Source organism: Rheinheimera sp. SA_1 (assembly GCF_001669775.1).
Taxonomy (GTDB): domain Bacteria; phylum Pseudomonadota; class Gammaproteobacteria; order Enterobacterales; family Alteromonadaceae; genus Pararheinheimera.
Map to the genome: position 1 here is coordinate 420,633 of NZ_LXWK01000017.1, position 22,586 is coordinate 443,218.

At 50.2% G+C, this 22,586-nt stretch carries 18 protein-coding genes; 10 read left to right on the forward strand and 8 right to left on the reverse strand.

All coding sequences use genetic code 11. The features are described from left to right. The first annotated feature begins 27 nt into the window (after positions 1 to 27). The 4 genes from recQ to A5320_RS17440 all read left to right on the forward strand — a co-directional run bounded on the left by recQ (position 28) and on the right by A5320_RS17440 (position 5,862). Positions 28 to 1,833 (forward strand): DNA helicase RecQ, encoded by a 1,806-nt coding sequence (gene recQ, locus A5320_RS17425; RefSeq protein ID WP_068067877.1) that lies wholly within the window; start codon positions 28 to 30, stop codon positions 1,831 to 1,833. A 3-nt stretch (positions 1,834 to 1,836) separates the two neighbouring features. Next, complete coding sequence (locus A5320_RS17430) at positions 1,837 to 2,220, forward strand: DUF3630 family protein (protein ID WP_068067880.1); 384 nt, start codon at positions 1,837 to 1,839, stop codon at positions 2,218 to 2,220. 136 nt (positions 2,221 to 2,356) lie between these two features. Then, complete coding sequence (locus tag A5320_RS17435) at positions 2,357 to 5,206, forward strand: EAL domain-containing protein (RefSeq protein WP_197490161.1); 2,850 nt, start codon at positions 2,357 to 2,359, stop codon at positions 5,204 to 5,206. A gap of 71 nt (positions 5,207 to 5,277) precedes the next feature. Next, positions 5,278 to 5,862 (forward strand): YkgJ family cysteine cluster protein, encoded by a 585-nt coding sequence (locus A5320_RS17440; RefSeq protein ID WP_068067883.1) that lies wholly within the window; start codon positions 5,278 to 5,280, stop codon positions 5,860 to 5,862. A 10-nt stretch (positions 5,863 to 5,872) separates the two neighbouring features. On the opposite strand, the gene A5320_RS17445 is transcribed toward A5320_RS17440, so the two are convergent. The 4 genes from A5320_RS17445 to A5320_RS17460 all read right to left on the reverse strand — a co-directional run bounded on the left by A5320_RS17445 (position 5,873) and on the right by A5320_RS17460 (position 9,882). Next, positions 5,873 to 6,169 (reverse strand): type II toxin-antitoxin system RelE/ParE family toxin, encoded by a 297-nt coding sequence (locus A5320_RS17445; RefSeq protein ID WP_068067886.1) that lies wholly within the window; start codon positions 6,167 to 6,169, stop codon positions 5,873 to 5,875. Continuing rightward, positions 6,166 to 6,369 (reverse strand): addiction module protein, encoded by a 204-nt coding sequence (locus A5320_RS17450; protein WP_068067889.1) that lies wholly within the window; start codon positions 6,367 to 6,369, stop codon positions 6,166 to 6,168. Before A5320_RS17450 ends, A5320_RS17445 begins: the two co-directional genes overlap by 4 nt. An 85-nt stretch (positions 6,370 to 6,454) precedes the next feature. Continuing rightward, the gene (locus A5320_RS17455; RefSeq protein ID WP_068067892.1) at positions 6,455 to 7,918 is read right to left on the reverse strand and encodes a sigma-54-dependent transcriptional regulator; all 1,464 of its coding nucleotides are present in this window, start codon (positions 7,916 to 7,918) and stop codon (positions 6,455 to 6,457) included. Then, positions 7,918 to 9,882, reverse strand: a complete 1,965-nt coding sequence (locus A5320_RS17460) for a sensor histidine kinase (RefSeq protein ID WP_068067895.1) — start codon at positions 9,880 to 9,882, stop codon at positions 7,918 to 7,920. The genes A5320_RS17455 and A5320_RS17460 overlap by 1 nt, the downstream gene beginning before the upstream one ends. 202 nt (positions 9,883 to 10,084) lie before the next feature. Between A5320_RS17460 and A5320_RS22390 the strand changes: the two genes are divergently transcribed. The 5 genes from A5320_RS22390 to A5320_RS17485 all read left to right on the forward strand — a co-directional run bounded on the left by A5320_RS22390 (position 10,085) and on the right by A5320_RS17485 (position 14,129). Beyond that, on the forward strand, positions 10,085 to 10,207 hold the full coding sequence (locus A5320_RS22390) for a hypothetical protein (RefSeq protein WP_269454656.1): 123 nt from the start codon (positions 10,085 to 10,087) through the stop codon (positions 10,205 to 10,207). Further along, the gene (locus A5320_RS17465; protein ID WP_068067898.1) at positions 10,207 to 11,655 is read left to right on the forward strand and encodes a cytochrome ubiquinol oxidase subunit I; all 1,449 of its coding nucleotides are present in this window, start codon (positions 10,207 to 10,209) and stop codon (positions 11,653 to 11,655) included. Before A5320_RS22390 ends, A5320_RS17465 begins: the two co-directional genes overlap by 1 nt. Continuing rightward, complete coding sequence (gene cydB / locus A5320_RS17470; protein ID WP_068067901.1) at positions 11,655 to 12,686, forward strand: cytochrome d ubiquinol oxidase subunit II; 1,032 nt, start codon at positions 11,655 to 11,657, stop codon at positions 12,684 to 12,686. Before A5320_RS17465 ends, cydB begins: the two co-directional genes overlap by 1 nt. Before the next feature lie 441 nt (positions 12,687 to 13,127). Then, the gene (locus tag A5320_RS17480) at positions 13,128 to 13,448 is read left to right on the forward strand and encodes a hypothetical protein (RefSeq protein WP_068067907.1); all 321 of its coding nucleotides are present in this window, start codon (positions 13,128 to 13,130) and stop codon (positions 13,446 to 13,448) included. Positions 13,449 to 13,565: 117 nt separating this feature from the next. After that, the gene (locus A5320_RS17485; protein ID WP_068067910.1) at positions 13,566 to 14,129 is read left to right on the forward strand and encodes a CBS domain-containing protein; all 564 of its coding nucleotides are present in this window, start codon (positions 13,566 to 13,568) and stop codon (positions 14,127 to 14,129) included. A 117-nt stretch (positions 14,130 to 14,246) separates the two neighbouring features. Here the strand turns inward: A5320_RS17485 and A5320_RS17490 are convergent, their stop codons facing one another. The 3 genes from A5320_RS17490 to A5320_RS17500 form a co-directional block, all read right to left on the reverse strand. Further along, positions 14,247 to 14,495 (reverse strand): antitoxin Xre/MbcA/ParS toxin-binding domain-containing protein, encoded by a 249-nt coding sequence (locus tag A5320_RS17490; protein WP_068067914.1) that lies wholly within the window; start codon positions 14,493 to 14,495, stop codon positions 14,247 to 14,249. A 215-nt stretch (positions 14,496 to 14,710) separates the two neighbouring features. Continuing rightward, on the reverse strand, positions 14,711 to 16,528 hold the full coding sequence (locus A5320_RS17495; protein ID WP_068067917.1) for a S8 family serine peptidase: 1,818 nt from the start codon (positions 16,526 to 16,528) through the stop codon (positions 14,711 to 14,713). 389 nt (positions 16,529 to 16,917) lie between these two features. Then, a complete protein-coding gene (locus A5320_RS17500) occupies positions 16,918 to 18,144 on the reverse strand; it encodes an NAD(P)/FAD-dependent oxidoreductase (RefSeq protein WP_068067920.1) in 1,227 nt (408 codons plus the stop codon). A gap of 435 nt (positions 18,145 to 18,579) precedes the next feature. Between A5320_RS17500 and A5320_RS17510 the strand changes: the two genes are divergently transcribed. Next, a complete protein-coding gene (locus A5320_RS17510) occupies positions 18,580 to 20,361 on the forward strand; it encodes a S8 family peptidase (RefSeq protein WP_082971852.1) in 1,782 nt (593 codons plus the stop codon). Between the two features lie 73 nt (positions 20,362 to 20,434). Here A5320_RS17510 and waaA read toward each other — a convergent pair whose 3' ends face one another. Continuing rightward, positions 20,435 to 22,492, reverse strand: a complete 2,058-nt coding sequence (gene waaA / locus A5320_RS17515) for a lipid IV(A) 3-deoxy-D-manno-octulosonic acid transferase (protein WP_068067925.1) — start codon at positions 22,490 to 22,492, stop codon at positions 20,435 to 20,437. Positions 22,493 to 22,586: the final 94 nt, after the last annotated feature.

Genomic DNA, 22,586 nt, shown 5'->3' on the forward strand with positions numbered 1-22,586 from the left:
CGCTTTTGCCCAAACAGTGAACCCACTTTGACTGATCTGCTGCACAGCACCTTAAAACAATACTTCGGCTACAGCGAATTCCGCCCTGGCCAGACTGAAGTTATTGCGGCGGCAATGCAGGGGCAAGACAGTTTTGTGCTGATGCCAACCGGTGGCGGCAAGTCGATGTGTTATCAGCTGCCGGCGCTGTTATTGCCTTATGTCACAGTGGTGGTTTCGCCCTTGATGTCGCTGATGAAGGATCAGGTTGATAGCCTACAAGCGATGGGCATCGCCGCTGATTTTATCAATAGCAGCCTCAACCGCGACCAGGTGGTGGACGTGTTTCGCCGTTTGCGCCAGCAACAAATTAAACTGTTATACGTCGCGCCGGAGCGCTTGTTGCAGCCGCAATTTCTGGAGCGGTTGTCTGAAGTCGGCGTCAGTTTGTTCGCCATTGATGAAGCACATTGTGTGTCGCAATGGGGCCACGATTTTCGGCCCGACTATATTGCGCTGGCGCAGTTAAAACAGCATTTCCCGCAAGTGCCGCTGATGGCGCTGACCGCGACCGCCGATCCGGCGACCCAGCAGGATATCCGCCAGCAACTGCGTTTAGTGCAGCCTTATACCAGCATCAGCAGTTTTGACCGTCCCAACATTCGTTACACGGTGCAGGAAAAATTTCGTCCCTTCGAGCAGCTGGTCGCCTTGTTAAAACAACAAGAAAATCAAAGCGGTATTGTTTATTGCTCATCCCGCAAAAAGGTTGATGAGTTGTACACACAACTGAAAAACAAAGGTTTTGCCGTGGGTGCTTACCATGCCGGTTTAACCAATGAAGACCGCGCCAGGGTACAGGACGAATTTAAACGTGACCATCTGCAGCTGATTGTCGCGACCGTAGCTTTTGGCATGGGCGTCAACAAACCAAATATCCGTTTTGTGGTGCATTTTGATTTACCCCGCACCATCGAAGCTTATTATCAGGAAACCGGCCGCGCCGGACGGGATGGTGTCGCCGCTGAAGCGGTGATGCTGGTAGACCCGGCCGATATCGCCAGGATGCGCAGCTGGATCCAGGCCGAAGAAAATCAGGCACGTGCCGAAGTCACCATGCAACGCTTTAATGCGATGGCGGCTTTTGCTGAGTCCCAGACTTGTCGCCGACTGGTGCTGCTGAATTACTTTGGCGAAGCCAGCCAAAAACCTTGTGGCAACTGTGATATTTGCCTCGACCCACCCAAAGGTTTTGATGGCACAGTGCTGGCACAAAAAGCGCTTTCTTGTGTCTACCGGGTTGGCCAGAGTTTCGGCATGCACCATGTGATTGACGTGCTGCGCGGCAGTCAGAACCAGCGTATTCTGGAATTGGGTCAGGATAAGTTATCGACTTATGGTATCGGCAAAGACATCGGCCACGATTACTGGTTGTCGATTTTACGTCAACTGATTCACTACGGCATGTTGCAACAAGACATCACTCAACATTCGGTATTGAAGCTGCTGCCAGCCGCCCGGCCGGTGCTGCGTGGTGAATTGGCGTTGCAACTGGCGGTGCCGCGGCTGGTGCCAGCCAAAACTACCAAGCAAGCAAAAGAGCCTAAAGCGGCGCAAAAACAAGATTACGATCGGGTGCTGTTCAGTAAATTACGCGCCTTACGTAAACAAATTGCTGAACGTGATGATGTAGCGCCTTTTGTGGTGTTCAGTGACGCCACCTTAATTGCCATGTCGCAGCAGATGCCGCAAAACCAAAGCGAATTTTTGGCGGTAAGCGGCGTGGGCCAAACCAAACTCAGTCGTTATGGCGATGATTTCCTGCAACTGATTGCTGATTATCTCGATAGCTAACCTATGTCTCAGCCCCTTCAAGTCACCGCCTTTCATGTCAGCACTGTTTACGTCAACAGTGGTCATGTTAAAAAAGCACTCGCCGAACAGATCCCTGAGCGATTGTTACTGACACCACGAGTACCGGCAACCTTTGCAGATCCATTTGAGCCACTCAAAGCCTGGCTACAAAACATCAACGAATTCAGTCAAATCCAGCCGGAGCAAGGCGCGGACTGGATCCAGATCCGCTTTTATTTCCAAACGCAGCCGTTTTGCCTGCATTATGAGCACTATAGTGATTGTTACTGGATTGATGCTGACAGTCAGGCCAGCCTTGTGTTACTGTCACAATTAGCTGGGTTTATTGCAAGCATTGAGCATAATCATAGACTTAGCCAGCCTTAATCTTCTTTATTACGCACAGCGTGCAAGCAGCTATTAGAACATGGGGAGGTTTGGGTTGTTCACAATATGGTGGCCTACATACCTATTTTCGGGTCTATATCCGGGCTTATTTTCAAGTAAGAATCGCAGCCTGCTTTTGGGACTTATTTGCACCCTGCTGTGGTTTCCACTTTCGGCGCAGGCTTTTCCAACTGAAACCATCCGCTTTGATGAAAATCTGAAGCAACAACAACTTTACCCCAAATTACATTATCAAATTGCCGACAGCGAACTGGCGGTTGAAGATATCGTGTTTGAGCCCGAACGCGCGCATGCATTTTTAACGGTGATGGCGCCGAATCAGGTGTTTCATGTCAATCCTGGCGCGGTTTGGTTTATCGCGCGGTTGCATTATCAGGGTCAACGCGCGACCAAACTTGTCCTTGATTACAATTTCCCGTCTGCCGATCTGGTTGAATTTTATACCTTTGACCGGCAAAGCCATGAACTGCATAAAATTAATCGCGCCGGTACCAACCTGCCGTTCAGCGAGCGCCAGCTCAGTAGCCGCAGTTATGCCGTTGAGCTGACGTTTAAAGCCGGTCAGGAACTGGATGTGTTAGTGAAAGTGCAGGATGGCGCTGTAGTGCAATCGCATTTCACTTTAATTCAGCCGGATAAGTTTTATCAGCAGCAACTGACCAGCAACTTGTTTGATGGCATCTTGCTTGGCCTGTTGCTGTTGATGGCCGCTTACAACATCTTGTTATATCTAAATATTCGTGAGCAGCTTTATCTGTATTTTGCCGGATTTTTCCTGTTTTTCACGCTGGTGATTTCCATTCTGAACGGCGCTGGTTTTGCTTTAATGTGGCCGGAATATCCGGAAGTGAATCCGGCAATTTTTTACGTCGCAGTAGGCGCTTGCCTGGCTTGTTTAAGTTTATCTACCAGCACCATGCTGAATCAAAATCCGTCCTGGTGGCTGTGGCTGAATTTATTCTGGTCCGGTTTGTTGTTATTCAGCCCCTTATATATCGATTTTAATCAGCGGCTGAACTTGCTGTTGCTGGTGCTCGGTATGGTAATGGGTAGCAACTTATTGCAGGTACTGCGGCATACCTTCAGCGGTAAACCGCGCGCCCGGACATTCAGCTTAAGTTGGTTGTTATTTTTTGCCGCCAGTCTGGTACTGCTGTTATCGCAGCTGGGTTATCTGTCCGATTCACGGTTATGGCAATATTTATTAGTCGCATCTGTTGTATGCAATATGGCACTGATGAGTTATGGCCTGGCGCAGCGGATGCAGCTGGCGACCGAGCTCACCACCCAGGCGCACCAACAAGCGATTAATTCGTTAAAGCAGTATTACGACATTTACCACAACGCGGTGGAAGGTATGTTCACCACCACCATGCATGGCCAGCTAATTGCCGCCAACCGTGCTCTGTTGAACATTCTGGGCTACCAGGAATTGAGCCAGATGGAAATTGACGTCAAACGGTTTGGGATGGCGAAATATTATGCCAACCCGGATGATCGCACCCATATGGTTCGGCAGTTGCAGCATAGCAACAATAAAAGCTTTGAATTGCGTGGCTTACGATCTGATGGCACCCCCTTCTGGGCGCTGATGTCGGCGCGTCTGGCACATGATGCCAATGGCGAAGCCTTTATTCACGGCTCCGTAATTGATATTACCGAGCAAAAAGTCAGCCACGAGCAGCTGGCTTATCTGGCGTCGCACGATCCACTGACCGGCCTCTATAACCGCCATCATTTCGCCACGCTGGCACAACAAGCCTGGCAACGGCTGCAGGTTGAAAAACACACCAGCGCCATTTTATATATCGATATTGACCAGTTTAAACTGGTGAACAGCACCTGTAATCACAGTGCCGGCGATGCGTTATTGCTACAAATCAGCGATCAGCTGAAACGGGCGCTGGGGCAAAGTGGCATTCTGGCGCGTCTGGGCGGAGATGAATTTGCCGTGCTGCTGCCGGGTAAAACCGCACAGGAAGCTTTTGCAGTGGCTTACAACCTATTGGAAGTGGTCAAAGAATTCCGCTTTTTCTGGCAGGACAGTTTGTTTAGCATCAGTGTCAGCATTGGCATGACTGAAATCACTTTTGATGATTTATCGGCCGAGCAAACCATCAAAAAAGCCGACTCCGCCTGTTTTGTTGCCAAAGAAAAAGGCCGCAACCGTATTCATTTGTTCCACCCGGACGATGCCGAATTACAAAAGCAACAAGCGGAAATTCAATGGGTACAAGTACTGCAACGGGCGCTGGAACATGACAGTTTTGTGCTGTATATGCAGCCAATTCAAGCCATTCAGCATCGCGATACCGTCGCCAATTACGAGCTGTTATTAAGGCTGCGTAGCGACGACAACACAATCATTGCGCCGGGCAACTTCCTAAGTTCAGCTGAGCGTTATGGTCTGATGCCACAAATTGACCGCTGGGTGATCCGCAACTATTTCCGCTGGCTGGCGCAACATCCGCAGCATCTGGAAGTACTGGGACATTGCAGCATCAATTTATCCGGCGCTTCCTTGATTGACCCGCTGTTCAAAGCTTATGTGCTAGCGCTGTTTGAAGAATATAAAATTCCGGCTCGTTTTATCTGTTTTGAAATTACTGAAAGTATGGCGATTTTAAACTTACAAAATACCTTAGATTTTATTCATCATTTCAGAAGCTTAGGCTGTCAGTTTGCGCTGGACGATTTTGGCAGTGGTTTTTCATCTTATGGCTACCTGAAAAACTTCCCGGTCGATTACATCAAAATTGACGGTAATTTTGTCCGGGATTTACTGACCGACAAGTTCGACCGCGCTATCGTCAACTCCATCCACGATGTGGCAGCGGCGATGGGTATTAAAACAGTGGCGGAATATGTTGAGAGCACCGAAATTCTGTTGGAACTGCGCAAAATGGGCGTCGATTATGCGCAGGGTTATGGCATCGCCAAGCCAAAACCGCTAAGCGATTTGTAACCGGACTTCGATGAAACTTGCTGTTGGCGCTGCGGGATCAGTACAATACGCGCCCCAACTGAGGTAGCACGATGGCAAGGTTAGAACAATTATCACAGCAAGTGCTTGCCGTGATGACCGAAATTGGTCAGGATTACTCGAAATATCAACAAGATCGCGGGTTATTCTGCCGCAGTGGTTGCGGTGAATGTTGCCAGCATCCGGGCATTGAAGCGACAGTGCTGGAGATGTTGCCCCTGGCATTCCGGCTGATAGCCGAACAACGCGCCGATCAAGTGCTCAGTGATCTAGCCGAACGTGACGACGCCCGTTGTTACTTTTATCAAAGCCATTCTGAAGATCGAAAACAAGGTCAGTGCAGTGTGTATCAGCAGCGTCCCGGCATTTGCCGTTTTTTCGGCGCCGCCGGCACTACAGGCAAAGCTGGTGAATATCAGTTGTCGACTTGCCGCAATATCAAAACCGACCACCCCACTGCTTATGCCGACACGTTGATTGCACTGGAATCAGACCCGCCGCCGCTCATTCGCCATGGCCAGGAACAAATCCGCCAACTCGACCCGGAACTTGCCAGTAACCCAATGCCACTGAATCAGGCGCTTGCCACTGCACTCGAGAAAGCGCTGTTTGAGCAGTATTACCAATCGGCAGAGTGATTTGTAGGCATTATGTGCGGTTGGTCCAGGCTGATGGCGCCTTTCGTGCGTGGAAAACCGCCGTGACCACGACATGGTTATTTTGCACAAAATACAAAATTCGATAGGGAAAACGGTGAATTGAAATCCGCCTTAGTTCTCGGTAGATTTCTCTGTAAATGAACGGGTTTCGCTGAATTTTTTGCAAGGCATCGTCGATACAAAGCAGGAAATCATCACCAAGGCCAACACGTTTTCCCTGGTAGTAGTCAAACCCCTCAGCGACGTCGAATTCGGCTTCTTTACGTAGCTTCAATGTGTAACTCATTCCTTGGCGAGGATCCTGGCTTTAACACTTTCCCAAGATGAACCAAGATCTTGGTCAATGTTAAATGCCGCAAGACGCCGATCAAGTTCGGCTTTCTGCGCTTCAGTAAGTGCTATTTCACCATCTTCAGCCACAATGCTATCCCACAGCGCTTCGGCAAGAACGATGCGCTCAGAAACCGTAAGCGATTGAATTTCCATAGAAACCTCATTCAAGAATGAAAGTAATGATTAAACGCCTGAATAATTTTAGCACGAGTTTATGTACGAGACTTCACACCGTAACCTAATCAACCTGCCCAACATCCAGCAAACCATAACGCTCAATTTTCTTCAGCAATCCCTGACGGGATAAGCCTAACGCGCGGGCGGCCTGGCTGCGGTTGCCCTGGCTTTGTTGTAAGGCGCTCATTAATAAACTGATTTCCAGATTGCGCACTTGCTCATCCAGCGACAAACCCGTGGTAGGCTCGCTATCTACCGCCGGTGATAATGTTGAACCACCAGCGGATCCAAGCAGCTTGCTTGCCTGAACCGGGCTCGCGGCATCCATATGCAACAACTCAATATCAGATAACTGCACCACCCCTTGTTGCGAAATTGCCACCACACTTTCCAGGGTGTTTTTCAGCTCCCGCACATTGCCGGGCCAGCTACGTTGTAAAAACCACTGCAAGGCTGGCGCTGCCAGGGTTAACGACTGATTTGCTACCCCAACTTTGGGTAGTGCTTGCGCCAACTGCTGCAAAAAATGCTGAATGAGCAAAGGAATATCTTCGCGCCGATCATCCAAGGCCGGGGTTTCCAGCGTGATGCCTTTAATGCGGTAATAGAGGTCTTCACGAAATTTGCCTTGTGCCACTAAGTCAGGCAACACCGCATTGGTGGCACTGACCAGCCGCACGTCGATACGTTTTTGTTCGCGGCCGCCAACCGGGTAATACGTGCCTTCCTGCAACACCCGCAGCATTTTCACCTGCATTGGTAGCGGCATTTCACCGATTTCATCTAAGAACAAAGTGCCGCCATTGGCCATCGCCAACAGCCCTTGCCGGTCTTTATCAGCGCCGGTAAAAGCGCCTTTGACATAGCCAAACAACTCGCTTTCTAATAAGTCGGCTGGTATAGCACCACAATGCACCGACACAAAAGGCCCGTTGGCGCGCAAACTCAGCTGATGTAACGCACGTGAAATCACCTCTTTGCCAGTGCCGGAAGGCCCCGTCACCAACACCCGAACTTCGGTCGGGGCAATGCGCTGAATTAAGGTGCGAATGGTATCCATCTGCCGCGAAACCCCAACTAACGTCTGTAAAGCACCGGGCGCACTGCTCTGGCGTTTTAACTTGGTTAGTTCCAGTTCCAGCTGATGTTTGCTGATGGCGCGTTTCACCACCACCGCCAGCAAATCCGGATCCACCGGCTTGGCGATAAAGTCCCAGGCACCGAGCGAAATCGCCTGCAACGCCAGTTCACGATCGGCGTGGCCGGTCAGAATAATCACTGGCTGCGCGTTCAGTTCGGGCAAAGCGGCTAAGGTTGCCGCTGGGTCAAACAACGGCGGTAACGACAAATCCAACAACAATAAATCAAACGGCGTTTTTGCCAGTAACTGCCGCGCCTGAATTAAATCAGCGGCGCTGCTAACCTGATAGCCCTGCTGACTTAAAAAACGTTCCGCCAGTAACCGAAAGGCCGGCTCATCATCGACCAGCAGAATTCTGGCCACTTCAAATCTTTCCAGACTCATTACTCTGCTTCCTGTGCTTGGGTGTAGTTTGCCTGGTGGGGCAACCGGATCTCAAAACTGACCGGCCAGCCTAAATCAGTGCGATGGCGAATTTGCCCCTGATGGGCATGGATGATCCGTTGCACTATCGCCAAACCTAAACCGCTGCCACCGGCTCTTTTACTGACAAAGGGCCGAAACAAAGTGTCGGTTAAAGCGGCTTCCAAGGCCGGGCCATTATTGTGCAGCCTAATCAGCATCTCTGGCCCGGCCAGGATGGCGCTAATCAATACCGCGCCATCCGGCTGATTACGGACAAATGCCAGTGCGTTATCAAGCAAATTAATAAACACTTGCTGCAAGCGGTGTGGATCGGCATTCAGCTGTAATCCGGCTGGAACTTGCAGCTCAAATTTGACCTGCTGCCAGTCAAACTGGCTGCTTAAACTTTGTAATAAAGCATGTAAATCAATGATCTGTAGCTGCAAATGCAATCGACCTGCATACACCAGCATATCGGCAATCAGCCGGTCGGCGCGTTTCAGCTGGCTTTGAATATGGCCACGCAGTTCGGCATCAACACCGGCCGACGCCATTGAAATAATGTTAAGCGGGTTACGCAGCTCGTGCGCCATCGCCGCCGCCAGCGCGCCCAGCTCTACCAGATGTTGCTGACTGAGCCGGTATTTTTCGGCAGACGCCAATGCCAGCGCACGCTGCAAATTAGTGCAGCTGCTGACCAGCAAGGAGCCAAACACTTCGGTGAGTAGCCGCAGCCCTGGTGGTAACTCAGCCTGCCCCTGCAACGAAAATTGCCATTGTTGCTGCTGCTCGCGACAACAAAAGACAAACTGCGGCGCTCGATCGCTGCTCGGGCTGTTTTCGGCGTCGCTCGCCGGATCGGTGACCTCGTTATGGTGAAGCGTTGCCGACGTCGCCAGCAATTCGCCGTGACTGTAAATTTCCACCAACAATGGCTGTTTCAACGGTTTACTAATCAGCTGGCTTGCCGTGTGCGCCAGTTGCTGCCAATCCTGCGCTTGTTGCAAATCACTGAGCCAGTGGCTGACCATTTTTTCACTCAGTTGCACCCCGGGATAAATTAACCGTTCAGCCAGCCGACTGACCGGGCGGTAGCTGGCGGCCGCCAATAGCAGTAACAGACTGGAATATAACCATAATTGCCAGCCAGGCACTGCGGTTAACGCCGGCATCCCGAGCTGTCCGAAAATAACGCTGATCAGCCCCATCAGCAGCAGCAGCAATAAGCCCATCACCAGCACCAGCAAGGCGCGACTGGCAAAGGCATTCACCGCCAGCATCTGATAACGCACTACGCTATACACCAGCAGCACCACATAACCCGGCAATAGCAACATCGGGTACGGAAACCAGTTCAGCGAAAACGATGGAAAGACAAAACTGGTTGCCAATAACAAACCTAAACCAGCGGTCATGGCGATGGCGGCAATCGAACGGCGCTTATTGCCCCGATGTTGCAGAAACCCTTGCCATAACACCAGATGCGCGACGATGCCCAAAAGCACAGTACAAGCCAGATTGAGCCAGCCCCAACGCTCGAACACAAAAAATTGTGGTAATTGCCCGACGCTCACCAGCGAGGCAGAAGGGTTGGACCAGCTGATTAAGGTGATAATCAAGGCACCGAAAAACAGCATCGGCGACAGTTTTTTCAGCTGCAATAGCCAGCTTTTACTCTGGGGGGTCACCACAAATTGCAGCGCAAAATGTAAATAAAACGCCGGCATCAGCGGGTTCGACAGCACTAACACTTTACCAAGCCATCTGGAATCTACCAGCAACGCCAAATGGCCGGCGCTCCATAAGGTCAACATCAGACAAAAACCGGCCAGCGCTGATAACACCGGTTGAAACCTGGCGTGCCACCACAACCAGACCGCGGTCCAGAGCGCACAAAACCCGGTGACGGCCATTGTCAGGCCAAAAACCAGCTGCTGATCCATATTACTCCTGTCAACAATGTGTACAGACGTCTTGTAGGCGAAGCGTAAACGAAGTTCACACCCATCGCAACCAACATAAAAAATATTGATATAGATCAAAAGAATGCGAGTTATTTGGCGATGGCCTGATTCTGGCATTTCAGGGGCAATCGTGAGCTATAGCTAGCCTCAAACCAAATTGTAATTAACCGGAGTGTGTTTCATGGATATCTCATTGTTGTTGTTGGAATTAATGACGGTATTGCTGCTGTTGGCATCAGGTGTTGGCTTAAGTCGGTTGCCACTATGGTTACAAAGAGCAGCAAAAAGCGGGAGGAGCAATTGATGGATTTTGACAGTGTCCAGCTCTCCGCCATTTTATCGCGGATCCAGTTTGCCTTTACCGTTAGCTTTCACATCATTTTCCCATCGATCACTATTGGTCTGGCCACGCTGATTGCATTGTGGGAAGGCCTATGGCTGAAAACCGGCAACCCTTTGTACCTGCAACTGGCCAAATTCTGGATCAAACCTTTTGCCATCACCTTTGGTATGGGCGTGGTGTCGGGCATTGTGCTCAGTTATGAATTTGGCACCAACTTTTCAAAATTCTCTGAACTAACCGGCGCGGTACTTGGGCCTTTAATGGCTTATGAAGTACTGACGGCGTTTTTCCTCGAAGCCGGTTTTCTGGGGGTGATGTTATTCGGCTGGCAAAGAGTTAGCGCCAAACTGCACTTTTTCGCCAGTTGCACCGTGGCGGTTGGCACCTGGATCTCAGCCTTTTGGATCATCGCTGCCAACAGCTGGATGCACACCCCGGCCGGTTATGTGATGGTTGATGGCAAGTTTGAAGTAGCCAGCTGGCTGGAAGTTATTTTTAACCCATCGATGCCGTACCGCCTTAGCCATATGCTGCTGGCGACTTTTTTAACCGCCACTTTTGTGGTGATGGCGACCAGCGCCTGGTATTTACGCCGCCAGCAACATCAGGCATTTGCCCGCAAAAGTTTGTCGTTAACCTTATGGCTGGCGCTGGTATTAGCACCGTTGCAAGCGGTGGTTGGTGACTTCCACGGCCTCAACGTCAAAGAGCATCAGCCGATCAAACTGGCAGCAATGGAAGGTATTTGGGCCGAACGTGAAGCCAATGTGCCGCTGCTGCTGTTCGCAATTCCGGATCCAAAAAATGAAACCAACCACTTTGAAGTGAAAATACCGGGCTTGGCCAGTTTGATCCTAACCCACGACTGGCACGGTGAACTGCCTGGGCTGAAATCGGTGCCCAAAGCCGATCGGCCCAATGTACCGCTGGTGTTCTTTTCATTCCGGATCATGGTTGGTCTTGGTGTGTTGATGATTTTTATCGCAGTCGCCGGTTTATGGCTGCGTTGGCGTGGCACGCTGTATCAAAGTCGCTGGTTTTTAACGGTCTGCAGCTTTATGGCCCCCAGCGGCGTGATTGCGGTGCTAGCCGGCTGGTATGTGGTGGAAGTGGGCCGCCAACCCTGGCTGGTTCAGGGGCTGGTACGCACCATGGATGTGGTATCACCGCTGCCACCAGAGCGGGTGTTGCTGTCGCTGAGTTTATTTGTGATCACCTACAGCCTGTTGTTTGGTGTCTATCTGTACTTTTTCCGCAAACTGATTAAAAAAGGCCCACCGAGTCTGGAAGAATTGCAACAGCTGCAAATTGGCGTCAAAGCCTCGGGTTATGCGGTGTCGTTTACCAAAGCGCTGGCGGCTGATTCACCGGTGACACAAAGCAACACTTCACAAGAAGGAAAAATCTGATGGATCTCGCACTGTTTTATTTTCTACTGCTGGGCTTTGCCATTCTGATGTACGTGTTGCTGGATGGCTTCGATTTAGGCATCGGTATTTTGTACCCCTGGTTTAACTCGGATGAAGAGCACGACCATCTGATGCGATCTGTCGCGCACGTTTGGGATGGCAATGAAACCTGGTTAGTGTTTGGCGGTGTTATTTTATTCGGCGCCTTTCCGGCGGCTTATGCGCTGCTGCTGTCGACGCTGTATTTGCCGATTATGCTGATGCTGATTGGCTTGATTTTTCGCGGCGTGGCTTTTGAATATCGTTTTAAGTCAACCACTTCTAAAAAATGGTGGAGCCGGGCTTTTTCATTGGGTTCAACCTTGGCGGCCTTTTGTCAGGGGTTGATGTTAGGTGCTTTGGTGCAAGGTGTGCCGGCCGACAGTATCAGTCAATCCAGCCTGGTGTTGCTAACGCCATTTACCCTGCTGACCGGCTTGGCGGTGGTCGCGGGTTATGCTTTACTGGCCTGTGCCTATTTAGTCATGAAAAGCCGGGGCGCCATTCAGCACAAGGCAGCACAACGCGGCCGGGCCCTGGTGTGGGTGGTGATGCTGGCGATGGCAATTGTCAGCTTGTGGACTGCGCTGAGTAGTGATCAAATCTGGGCACGCTGGTTTGGTGGTTGGCACGCGCTGGCACTTTTACCACTGCCATTGTTGGCGTTAATGGCTGCTCGCTTGTTATATCGTGATTTAGGTCGCGTGCGCAAAAGCCATCATCAGGCGCGGGATGTGGCTGAAAAACATGAAGATCGGCCATTTTGGCTCGCCGTCAGTTTGTTTGTACTAGCCTTTATGGGGTTATTGGTCAGCCTGTTTCCGGCGTTGTTACCAGGCCAACTTAGCTATATCCAGGCGGTGGCGCCAGATGCAAGTCTGTGGTTTATGTTGCCTGGGGTGCTGATCTTTGTACCGTTAATCTTGTCATACACCATCTGGGGTTATCGCATCTTCGCCGGTAAAGTCGAAGATTATGAGCAGGGCTATTAATCGATGAAACAAATCATGAAAACGGTCACCCATCAGCTGTCGAAAATATCATTCAGTCAGCGCCTGAATCATTCAAAAAACCTGCAACTGGTCGGACAAATGTCTGTCATTGGTCGCAAATTTAAACAAATTTCCAGTGCACAATTGAGCAACTGGCAGTGGTTTTTGTTGCTTTATGTTGCCGGAACCGGCTGTTTACTTTTACTGGTCACTTTTTTGAAAGTTGCTATGAAATTGATTTAAATCAATACAATTGGTGGCAATGTAAGCGTATGTTCGACGCGGTTCAGATCGAATTAGTCGAAAAACTACCGTAACCATTGCCACCGCTCTCCTCTTCTTAATCGATTTTCCTGCATCGTGTTGCCTCTTGCATTTTGAAATATGCCGCTGCTATAGTCAGTCCATGGCAGTGTTGTACCGCCAAGAACAGGATCGACAATGATGCGTTGGTTAAACCTCTCGATAATCTTAATTTACCTCAGCATTTTGCTGTCACCGCCGGTTAAAGCGGTTACGCAGAATCGGGTTGATTTGGTTGGAAGTGGTTTATCTGTTCAAAACGCCATCATGCCAATGTCCCAGCATCTGCCTGGCCATTCGGTTACCCAGTCTGATACGCCGGATGACGGCGCAGTCCTTACTTCAGATATCGTCTCTGTCAGCACCCAAAATATCACCCTGCTGCCAGCAGTTTTACCCGCACTGCATTCTTCAGCCAGATTACTGGCACAACCTCGCGCTCCACCAAGCCTCAGCTAATTATTCACCTGATTTAAATTTTTTAAATTGTCGTGTTGGGCAGCTAAGCCCGCACCTATTCAGTGATTAGATGAATTCGCAGTGACTGCCTCCTGAGTCATTGCTACTGAGGTTATTATGAGAAAATTAACTGTTTATACCCTTGATCAAGTTGACCATTTAGTTCAGCCAGCCGAGTTCCAGGACGCCACTTTAACGTCGCCTGCTTTAAGCATTTTCACCGATTTTCGCACCAGCAATCCGATGTTACTGGATGCGGATACCAATGCGGTTGAAGCAGAAGAGATGATGCGCCAGGAGCACAGCTGGTTAAAACTGGTGGTCGACCGCCAGCAAGAAATGGTTGGCGTACTGAGCAACGACCACTTCACCAGTCAGTATCTGATGCAGCATGTCAGCAAAGATGTCAAAGCCAAAGATTTGCGCGTCGCCGATTTAATGCGGCCGCGCGATGCAGTGATGGCGCTGTCTTACCAGCAAATTCAGCACTGCACCGTCGGTGATGTACTACATACCCTGCAGCAAAAAGGTGAAGCTTATTGTGTGGTGATTGACCGTGACAGCCACCAGATCCGCGGCATTATTTCTGCTCGCGAAATCACCAATCGGCTGCACTTACAACCAGTGAAAATTGAAAAAGTGCCAGCATTACTGAATATGTTTGACCGGATGTATGCCTGATTAGCTTCGCAGTAAACAGCTGGCATACCAAGGGCTGCAAATGCAGCCCTTTTTTATTGCAGTGTCGCGGCATCAGTGCGGTTGAAAACAACAGTGGTGCCGTTTTGTGATCTAGGCCTAAGGTTGATAGTTATCCCCCTGCATCCGATACATCAAATCAGTCAGATACTGAATCCCATTTTCAGCGGACAAGGCATTAATTGGCGCTTGTCCCATGGTGTAGGCATTGCTGCTGGTTAACCACTGTGCAAACAGTTGATCAGAGCCAAAACAGGACAATCCTTGTTGGTAGAACTGATCCGCCTGATATGCATCAATCGCATGAGAACGGATCAATCTAAGTGCATTTTCTGAAACTGTGGCCATCGCATCACCTCCGGTAAGTGGAAGATTAACTATAGTCCACTTCCCAAAACTGCAACGGCCATCAATCCCTGACTGAGCTATATATGCGCAAACCCTACTTTACAAATGGAGAAGCTGGACAGTGTTGCCTGAAATACGATGATCAAAGCTTTTGATTTACCAAAAGAAAAACCGATGGCAAGACCACCGGCTTTTCTGATTGACGACAATAAAAATTATAACGTCACAGATTTACTCGGACTGCATTTCGTGGTGCTGCCAGCTTCACAGACCTGATAGCTGAAAGTACCGCGAGTCGTTGGCGCATCAGTATGTGCACCATCGTTTGGTGTGGTGATGATCTTCACGCTGTTGCGGTACAGATCCACATTGCTGGTGGTAGCGTTGGTCCAGTTCAGGTCGACATAACGTTTGCCCTTGCTGCTATAGGCGCGGGTGGTCAGGGTCATGGCGGTGCCACCTGAAGTGCCACAACCTTGAGCGGTCAGGTAATCGCTGGCTGCTTTCGCCTGTACAATACCGTAGCCGAAGTACACGTCTTTACCGGTAGCGCCCGCGTCTTTCGCGGAGGCTTTTAGCGCACTACGGATTTGCTCGCCTTTACAGGTCGGGTGATTAGACCAAACCAGTGCGGCAACACCTGATACGGCTGGCGTCGCCATTGAAGTGCCGCTCATATAACCGAAATCGCTGCCAAGCACCGATACAGTAGCACTGGTCGCGGCTAATAATGCAGCGCGGTCTTCAAAAGCTGCGCCAACAGCCGGGATACTGGTGGTGTTGGCAGAACCTTCACCTAAAGTGGCGTACAACATACCTGCGACATTGTTGATAATCACTGCACCAACACCGCCAGAGCTCTGGCAATTTTTCACTTTATCGTGGAATGAAATCACGCCACGGTCAATCAGACAGACTTTGCCGTTGGCCGCTGTATTCACTGCTTCCGCTGTGCCCATAAAGAAGGTTGCGGCTGAAGCAGCACCAACGTTTTCCATGGCAGATGACGCTAAAGCGCCGTTATTGGTAGATAAACTAGCACTGGTCGCCATACCAGCCGGATAAGTAGATAAGGTATCAACACCACCGGCGGTGACTTCCACACACACTTTTTCATCGGTTTTCGCTTGCTTACCGGTTCCGGTGGTACAAGATGGGAATTGCGAAAAATCGGCGATGACGTTATTGCCGTCATTGGCACCAATCATCATCACAGAGGTATAACCAGCCGGATAAGAACGCACGTTATTACCATCGTTACCGGCAGCAGCAACGACTAAACCACCACCATCGACAAAACTCTGGAAGGCAGTTGATTCCGTTGAATTCGAACCGCCACCGCCCAGACTCATGCTGATAATTTTGGCACCAGCGGCTTTACATTTTTGTGCGGCATAAGCGAGATCAGAAGAATAGCCCCAACCTTCAGCGTTAAACACTTTGATGATGTGCATCGGTACACCTGGCGCCATGCCCACGACACCTATACCGTTGTCGGCAGCGCCAATCGTACCCGCCACGTGCGTACCATGTGGACCACCATTCTGGTTCCAGTTACCGGTGCCGGAATCGTTATCACCGGAGATACTGCCCCAGTTAAAATCGGGGTTAGATTGATCTAAACCTGAGTCAATCACACAGACTTTTGGCGCGGCGCCCAGGTTAAATGGCACTTGATTGGCCTGCGACTGATAGACCGCATAAGGGGTCAGCTGGTCTTGCATCGGGTTACCGGCATCATCATTAAATAGCGCCAGCGGGCGACGGATATGGTCTTGTTCAATCAGTTTAATATGCGGGTTTTTCAAAATACCGGTCAGTTCATCAAAACTTTTATCAGCGAATTCCACCGAAATAAAGCCATCGGCTTCAAGTTTCACTTCGCCACCCAACTGGCGGCTCAACGCTGTGACAATACCTTTGTTGGCATTATCAACCTGTAAAATGACACGTTCAGCAGCCGTAGCTGCTTGAGAAAAACTTAACGACGCAAAAACTGCTGCCGCTATCGGGGCTACTTTGATAAGTTTCATATGATGTTCCTGTTGCCTGTAGTTTGTTTTATTTGTCTGGGCGGGCATCCTGCCGCATTAATTATTAAACCCAACGCAAGTTCATTGCATTAGTGTTGCCTAATTAAATGCCAGATCAGAACTTTGAAAACAAGTGGTAAACAGAAAATAATTTACAGCTGTGATTTTTTGTAATCACTTTCAAACGGATATGAAAACAGCCGGATCAACACCTATGGCCGTGAAAGCGCCTTCATAACCGGCCGCCGTGGTTCAGGGAGATGGACCTGCCAGCTAAAACGACTAGGTTTAATTCATTGCAGATCACCGGGCCGGCGTTTATGTTGTAAATGATTTTGGACAACTTTCACTGCTCCGGCCATTTAATGGAAAACGGCAGACAACCTAAGTTAACAATACTGCCCCGCCACCCAACCCGAACTCCAGGCCCATTGGAAGTTGTAACCACCGAGCCAGCCGGTGACATCTACCACTTCGCCGATAAAGTACAAACCGGGTTGGTTTTTTGCTTCCATGGTTTTTGACGATAACTCATTGGTGTCGACACCGCCTAACGTCACTTCAGCAGTGCGGTAGCCTTCGGTACCGTTGGGCTTAAACACAAACTGATGCAACAAGTCGGCAATACGCTCACGGCTTTTTGGGTTCAGCGCTTTCAGTGGCTGATTGGTGAATAAATTCTGCTCCAGCAGTTTTTCCACTAACCGCTTGGGCAATAACCGGGTTAAGGCGGTTTTGAGTTCTTGATCCGGGTGTTTCTGCTGCGTCTCATTTAAAAATTCTGCCACATTTTGCTGCGGCGACAAGTTGACTGTAACTGGGTCTCCAGGCAGCCAGAATGACGAGATTTGCAAAATGGCAGGCCCGCTTAATCCCCGGTGTGTGAACAACATATCTTCCGGAAACAGGGTGCCGTTGGCTTCGGCGGTGACAGGTAACGCCACGCCACTGATTTCTTCATACAGCGCTTTATCGTCTGGTTGCCATGTTAATGGCACTAAACCAGCGCGGATTGGCAACACCTTCAACCCAAACTGCTCCGCTAGCTGAAAACCAAAAGCAGTAGCCCCTAAATTCGGTAAACTGAGACCACCACTTGCCACAACCAGGCTAGCGCAGCTGCGGCTGATACCACTGGTTTTTAGCAGGTAACGGCTTTCCAGGCTGCCGTCATCCTGTTCTTCCGGACGACCTTCGACATGCTCAATCGCAGTAATGTCCTGCTGCAGCGCAATCACCACCCCGGCTTTGTCGCATTCCTGCTGTAACATCTCAACAATATCTTTGGCGCTGTCATCACAAAACAGCTGCCCCAGAGTTTTTTCGTGGTAGGGAATTTGGTACTGCTGCACCAGCGCGATAAAATCCCACTGGGTGTAACGGCTTAAAGCAGATTTACAGAAGTGTTTGTTTTGCGACAGAAAATTTGCCGGACTAGTGTACATATTCGTAAAATTGCAACGCCCGCCACCGGACATCAGAATTTTCCGGCCAATGCGTTTACCGTTGTCCAGCACCAGCGTTTTGCGGCCCCGCTTTGCAGCTTCGATGGCACAAAATAACCCGGCAGCACCGGCACCAATCACAATCACATCCCAACTTTGTTCTGTACTCAACGCCTGTCACTCAACTTTTTTGCAAAGCACTATTGTCGGTGACTGGTCGGACAAAGGCAATTCAACTGCAGAAAAAGCTAAAAACAGCGGATTTTTCGAACTAAAAATGACAAAAAGAGCGGTTTTAAAATAAATTTTAATTACTTTTTGGAATAACTTATACCGACATCCACACAATTGACATCTGTAACTATTTGTAACACAACACAGCCGCCATCGGTGTTGCCATCAAGTTCACCGATCTGAGCCGTGACTGCCCCAGGCTATAAAGTTTAACTGTTTGTGAAACAACGTCCCGTTTATATGAACTTTTGTTAATTTAGCAAGCTTTACATCATTCATATATTGATGAAATATTGCCCAACCTGCTGCAGATACTAAAAAAGATAGCAGGATCCAATCCAGGCAAATAACCAACATGTAGTGAGAACATTAATGTCGAAAACTCCATCTAAACTGCATAAAATCGCCCTTTGTACTCTGTCCGTATTTTGCGTTGCGGCTCAGGCGAACACACAACAACCAGCATTAGACGTACCAAATTTAACCCAAGCCAGTGCGACTACTGCCAATGAAGCGAACACACAATTTATCGTGGTTTATAAAGAACAGGGCATGGGCGGCGTTGAACTGATGTCTGCTGAAAATACTGACGGCGCTGTCAGTGTGATGAATTTCCGGGCTCATGCCGCACAAGAACTTTCGGCCTTAGCCGGTGTTGAATTGCAATATATTCGTCCAATGGCAGTCGGTGGTCGTCACGTTGTCCGCGCTGACCGTCGTTTGTCAGCCAAAGAAGCCAAAGAAATGCAAGCCAACCTGGCCAAAGATCCGAAGGTTGCAGTCGTTGAAGAAGATCGGCTATTACAAATTATGGCCGTGCCAAATGACACCCAATACAACAGTCAGTGGCACTATTATGAAAGTACCGGTGGTTTACGTGCGCCAGCCGCCTGGGACAATGCCACCGGCACCGGTGTGGTTGTTGCCGTTCTGGACACAGGTTACCGTCCACATACCGACTTAAATGCCAATATCCTGCCTGGCTACGACATGATTTCCGACACCTTCATTGGTAACGATAGCAATGGGCGTGACAACAACCCACAAGATCCGGGTGACTGGGTCGCTGTTGGTGCTTGTGGTGATGGTTATCCGGAACAGGCGCAAGACTCCAGTTGGCACGGTACTCACGTTGCCGGCACTATTGCTGCCCGTACCAATAACAACCTGGGTGTGGCCGGTGTCGCTTATAACGCCAAAGTAGTACCAGTACGCGTATTAGGTAAATGTGGTGGTTACACTTCAGATATCGCTGACGGTATTATCTGGGCTTCAGGCGGTACCGTGTCTGGTGTGCCAGCCAACGCCAATCCGGCGAAAGTGATCAATATGAGTCTGGGTGGTTCTGGTGCCTGTGATTCAACCACCCAAGCCGCGATTAACTCAGCCCGTTCACGTGGCACCGTCATTGTAGTGGCTTCGGGTAACGACAACGCGAATGCCAACAACTTTAACCCTGGCAACTGTGCCGGCGTGGTCAACGTTGCTGCCACCAACCGCAGCGGCGGCCGTGCATATTACTCCAACTACGGTACTTCGATTGATGTCGCGGCCCCTGGTGGCGCGATGAATTCGGCCAATGACGTGAATGGTGTATTGTCGACTTACAATACCGGCACCACTACGCCTGGTTCAGACAGCTACGGTTATTCTCAGGGTACCTCAATGGCAGCACCGCATGTGGCGGGTGTGGCAGCGTTAATCCTGCAGAAAAAACCAACGGCAACACCGGATGAAGTGGAATCAATCTTAAAAACCACCACCCGCACTTTCCCGGCAACTTGCACCAACTGCGGTACAGGGATTGTTGATGCAGCAGCGGCGGTCGTGAAAGCATCTGGCACCACCACCACGCCAGTGACCAGCACCACCAACAACATCAGCGTCGCTGCCAGCCAGTGGAAATATTACACGCTGGCCGTACCTGCAGGTAAAACCACTCTGACCATCAACATCACCGGTGGTACTGGTGACGCTGACTTATACGTGCGTCGTGGCTCAAACCCAACCACCAGCACGTACGATTGCCGCCCTTACAAAACCGGCAGCACCGAAAGCTGTAGCTTCACCAACCCGGTGGCAGCTACTTACCATATTGGTATTCGTGCTTACTCCGCAGTCAGCGGTTTGACGCTCACCACGTCATATCAATAAGTCAGAACTACATAAGTAGAAAGTCATAAGGGCGTCACTGACGCCCTTATTCTTTACCAAAAACCGAATTTAGTTATTCAGACCTTTCGTTATAGCCTTGCTTTAACAATTGCCATTCGGTCGACGTAACATGCCAGCTCTGACCTTTATCCGCAGCTAAGCCGGCCTCTTTATGCAACGAACGTTGTAACCGCGCTAACGTTTGCTCTTTCCAGTGTTCGCCTGTTCGCTGGCCACATTTATCAAAATCAATCAGCCAGAATTTGCCATCGGGACCTTGCAAAATATTGTGGCAATTTAAATCCGAATGATAAATTTGCGCATCATGGAAACGGCGGATCATCGCCCCAATCTGCTGCCATTGCGCGGGCGATAAAGCCTGCTGACGCAATAACTTTGCTAAATCCAGACTGCCATCAACCAGCTCCAGCAAAATGTCGGCGCGATAGCTGATTTTACCGGTTGAAAATAGTGCAGCCACTGGCCTTGGCACCGGTAACCCAAGTTGGTGCATCTGCTGCAATAACTGAAATTCTGCCATGGCGCGACTTTGTGGCACCGGCACTTTCAGGAAACGGTCTTTATTTAATTTGCCGATGAGGCCACCGCGATAATAATGCCGCAGCACCCAACGCTGTTGCTTGGCTTGTACAAACCATACGGTGTTGCGGCCAGTAGACTGGCCAATCACTGCATCAAACTGTAACCAGCAGTGCGGGTCAAAAAACGATTGGCTCGGTTTAGTAAAACCACCAGCTTCCACCAGCACCGGGTCGTACCAGATTTCATCAGCGCCATCGCGTTTCAGCCGACGAATATCGCCTTCACTCGGCAACAGCTGTAGCAGTTGCTGGATTGTACGCTGGGTGGCGCCACCATGTTGCTGATACAGGGAAAACCCCCGTTTGGCCAGTTGTTGGCGCTGGTTTGCATCTTGCAGTAAATCAATGGTGCTTTGCGCCAGCGCAGCTGCAGAATCGACAAAAACCACCGCGCTGCGTTTACCTAACCATTGAAAAACGGTCGCAAAATTAAACACATGCGGCCCGGATTGAATAGGCTTGGCCAAACTCATCGGCTCCAATGGGTTATGTCCACCACGGGCAATCAGCGAACCACCAATAAACACCAGATCCGCCAGCTGATACCACAACATCAGCTCACCCATGGTATCGCCGAGCAGCACTTGTGTCTGGGCAGTGACTGCTTGCTGCAAACTACGTTGCGCTTGTGACAAGCCGGCATCGGCCACCAGTTTGCTGACCTGTGTAAACCGATCCGGGTGCCGTGGTACCAAAATTAATAAGGCATCTGGTTGCGCGATCAGCACTTGAGCAAAGGCCTGCAACAATATTTCGTCTTCGCCGGCATGAGTACTGCCTGCCACCCACACCGGGCGTGCGCCCCACCGCCTTTTCAGTTCAGTTGCCTGCTGCACCAAATCAGCTTTGTGCTGCATATCAAATTTCAGATTGCCGGCGCTTTGGATTTTCTGCCGTGAAGTGCCAGGGATCAATGTTGACGATAACGGTCCCAACAGCGCCGAAAACCGGCGGCGGCTGGCTTCATCCTGGGTCAAAATCTGCGACAGCTGCCGGAGCATCGGTTGCACCAGTGCACTAAAACGCCGGTAACCACGCGCCGATTTAGCCGACAACCGGGCATTCACCAAAACCACCGGCATGTGCTGGGCCGAAGCCTGACGGATTAGATTAGGCCAGAGTTCAGTTTCCAGCAGCACTATCAACTGTGGCGAAAATTTCGCCAGAAAACGCCGGTTGGCACCCGGTGTATCAAAAGGTAAATAACAATGGTGTACCCGCGTGCCAAAAGTGGTCTGAATACGCGCCGATCCGGTCGGTGTGGTGCAGGTGACAGTGATCGGTAAATCCGGATATTGCTGCAGTAGTTGTTCAATTAACGGCGTCGCCGCCACTACTTCGCCCATCGACACCGCGTGTACCACAATGCCACCGACCGCTGTTGCAGGCACAGGTTGCCATGCAAAACGCTCGGCAACACGCTGACGGTAGGCCGGATCGGCTTTACTGCGCCATAAAAAAAATAGCAGCATCGGCAAACGCAGCAGATAAATAAGCAGGGTATAAAGCAGTAAACTCAGTCGGGACAAGGCAAGGGTACTTATGAGAGCAGAGACAATAGCATGATCATACTGGTGAAGTGCCTTGAACGCCAGCCACAGCCGATGCTGTCAGCACCGAAAA

Bases quoted from the DNA above. Each gene is read 5' to 3' on its own strand.
- A5320_RS17430 (WP_068067880.1), top strand. From the start codon at position 1,837: ATGTCTCAGCCCCTTCAAGTCACCGCCTTTCATGTCAGCACTGTTTAC.
- A5320_RS17440 (WP_068067883.1), top strand. From the start codon at position 5,278: ATGGCAAGGTTAGAACAATTATCACAGCAAGTGCTTGCCGTGATGACC.
- A5320_RS17445 (WP_068067886.1), bottom strand. From the start codon at position 6,169: ATGAGTTACACATTGAAGCTACGTAAAGAAGCCGAATTCGACGTCGCT.
- A5320_RS17450 (WP_068067889.1), bottom strand. From the start codon at position 6,369: ATGGAAATTCAATCGCTTACGGTTTCTGAGCGCATCGTTCTTGCCGAA.
- A5320_RS17455 (WP_068067892.1), bottom strand. From the start codon at position 7,918: ATGAGTCTGGAAAGATTTGAAGTGGCCAGAATTCTGCTGGTCGATGAT.
- A5320_RS17460 (WP_068067895.1), bottom strand. From the start codon at position 9,882: ATGGATCAGCAGCTGGTTTTTGGCCTGACAATGGCCGTCACCGGGTTT.
- A5320_RS22390 (WP_269454656.1), top strand. From the start codon at position 10,085: ATGGATATCTCATTGTTGTTGTTGGAATTAATGACGGTATTGCTGCTG.
- A5320_RS17465 (WP_068067898.1), top strand. From the start codon at position 10,207: ATGGATTTTGACAGTGTCCAGCTCTCCGCCATTTTATCGCGGATCCAG.
- cydB (WP_068067901.1), top strand. From the start codon at position 11,655: ATGGATCTCGCACTGTTTTATTTTCTACTGCTGGGCTTTGCCATTCTG.
- A5320_RS17480 (WP_068067907.1), top strand. From the start codon at position 13,128: ATGATGCGTTGGTTAAACCTCTCGATAATCTTAATTTACCTCAGCATT.
- A5320_RS17485 (WP_068067910.1), top strand. From the start codon at position 13,566: ATGAGAAAATTAACTGTTTATACCCTTGATCAAGTTGACCATTTAGTT.
- A5320_RS17490 (WP_068067914.1), bottom strand. From the start codon at position 14,495: ATGGCCACAGTTTCAGAAAATGCACTTAGATTGATCCGTTCTCATGCG.
- A5320_RS17495 (WP_068067917.1), bottom strand. From the start codon at position 16,528: ATGAAACTTATCAAAGTAGCCCCGATAGCGGCAGCAGTTTTTGCGTCG.
- A5320_RS17510 (WP_082971852.1), top strand. From the start codon at position 18,580: ATGTCGAAAACTCCATCTAAACTGCATAAAATCGCCCTTTGTACTCTG.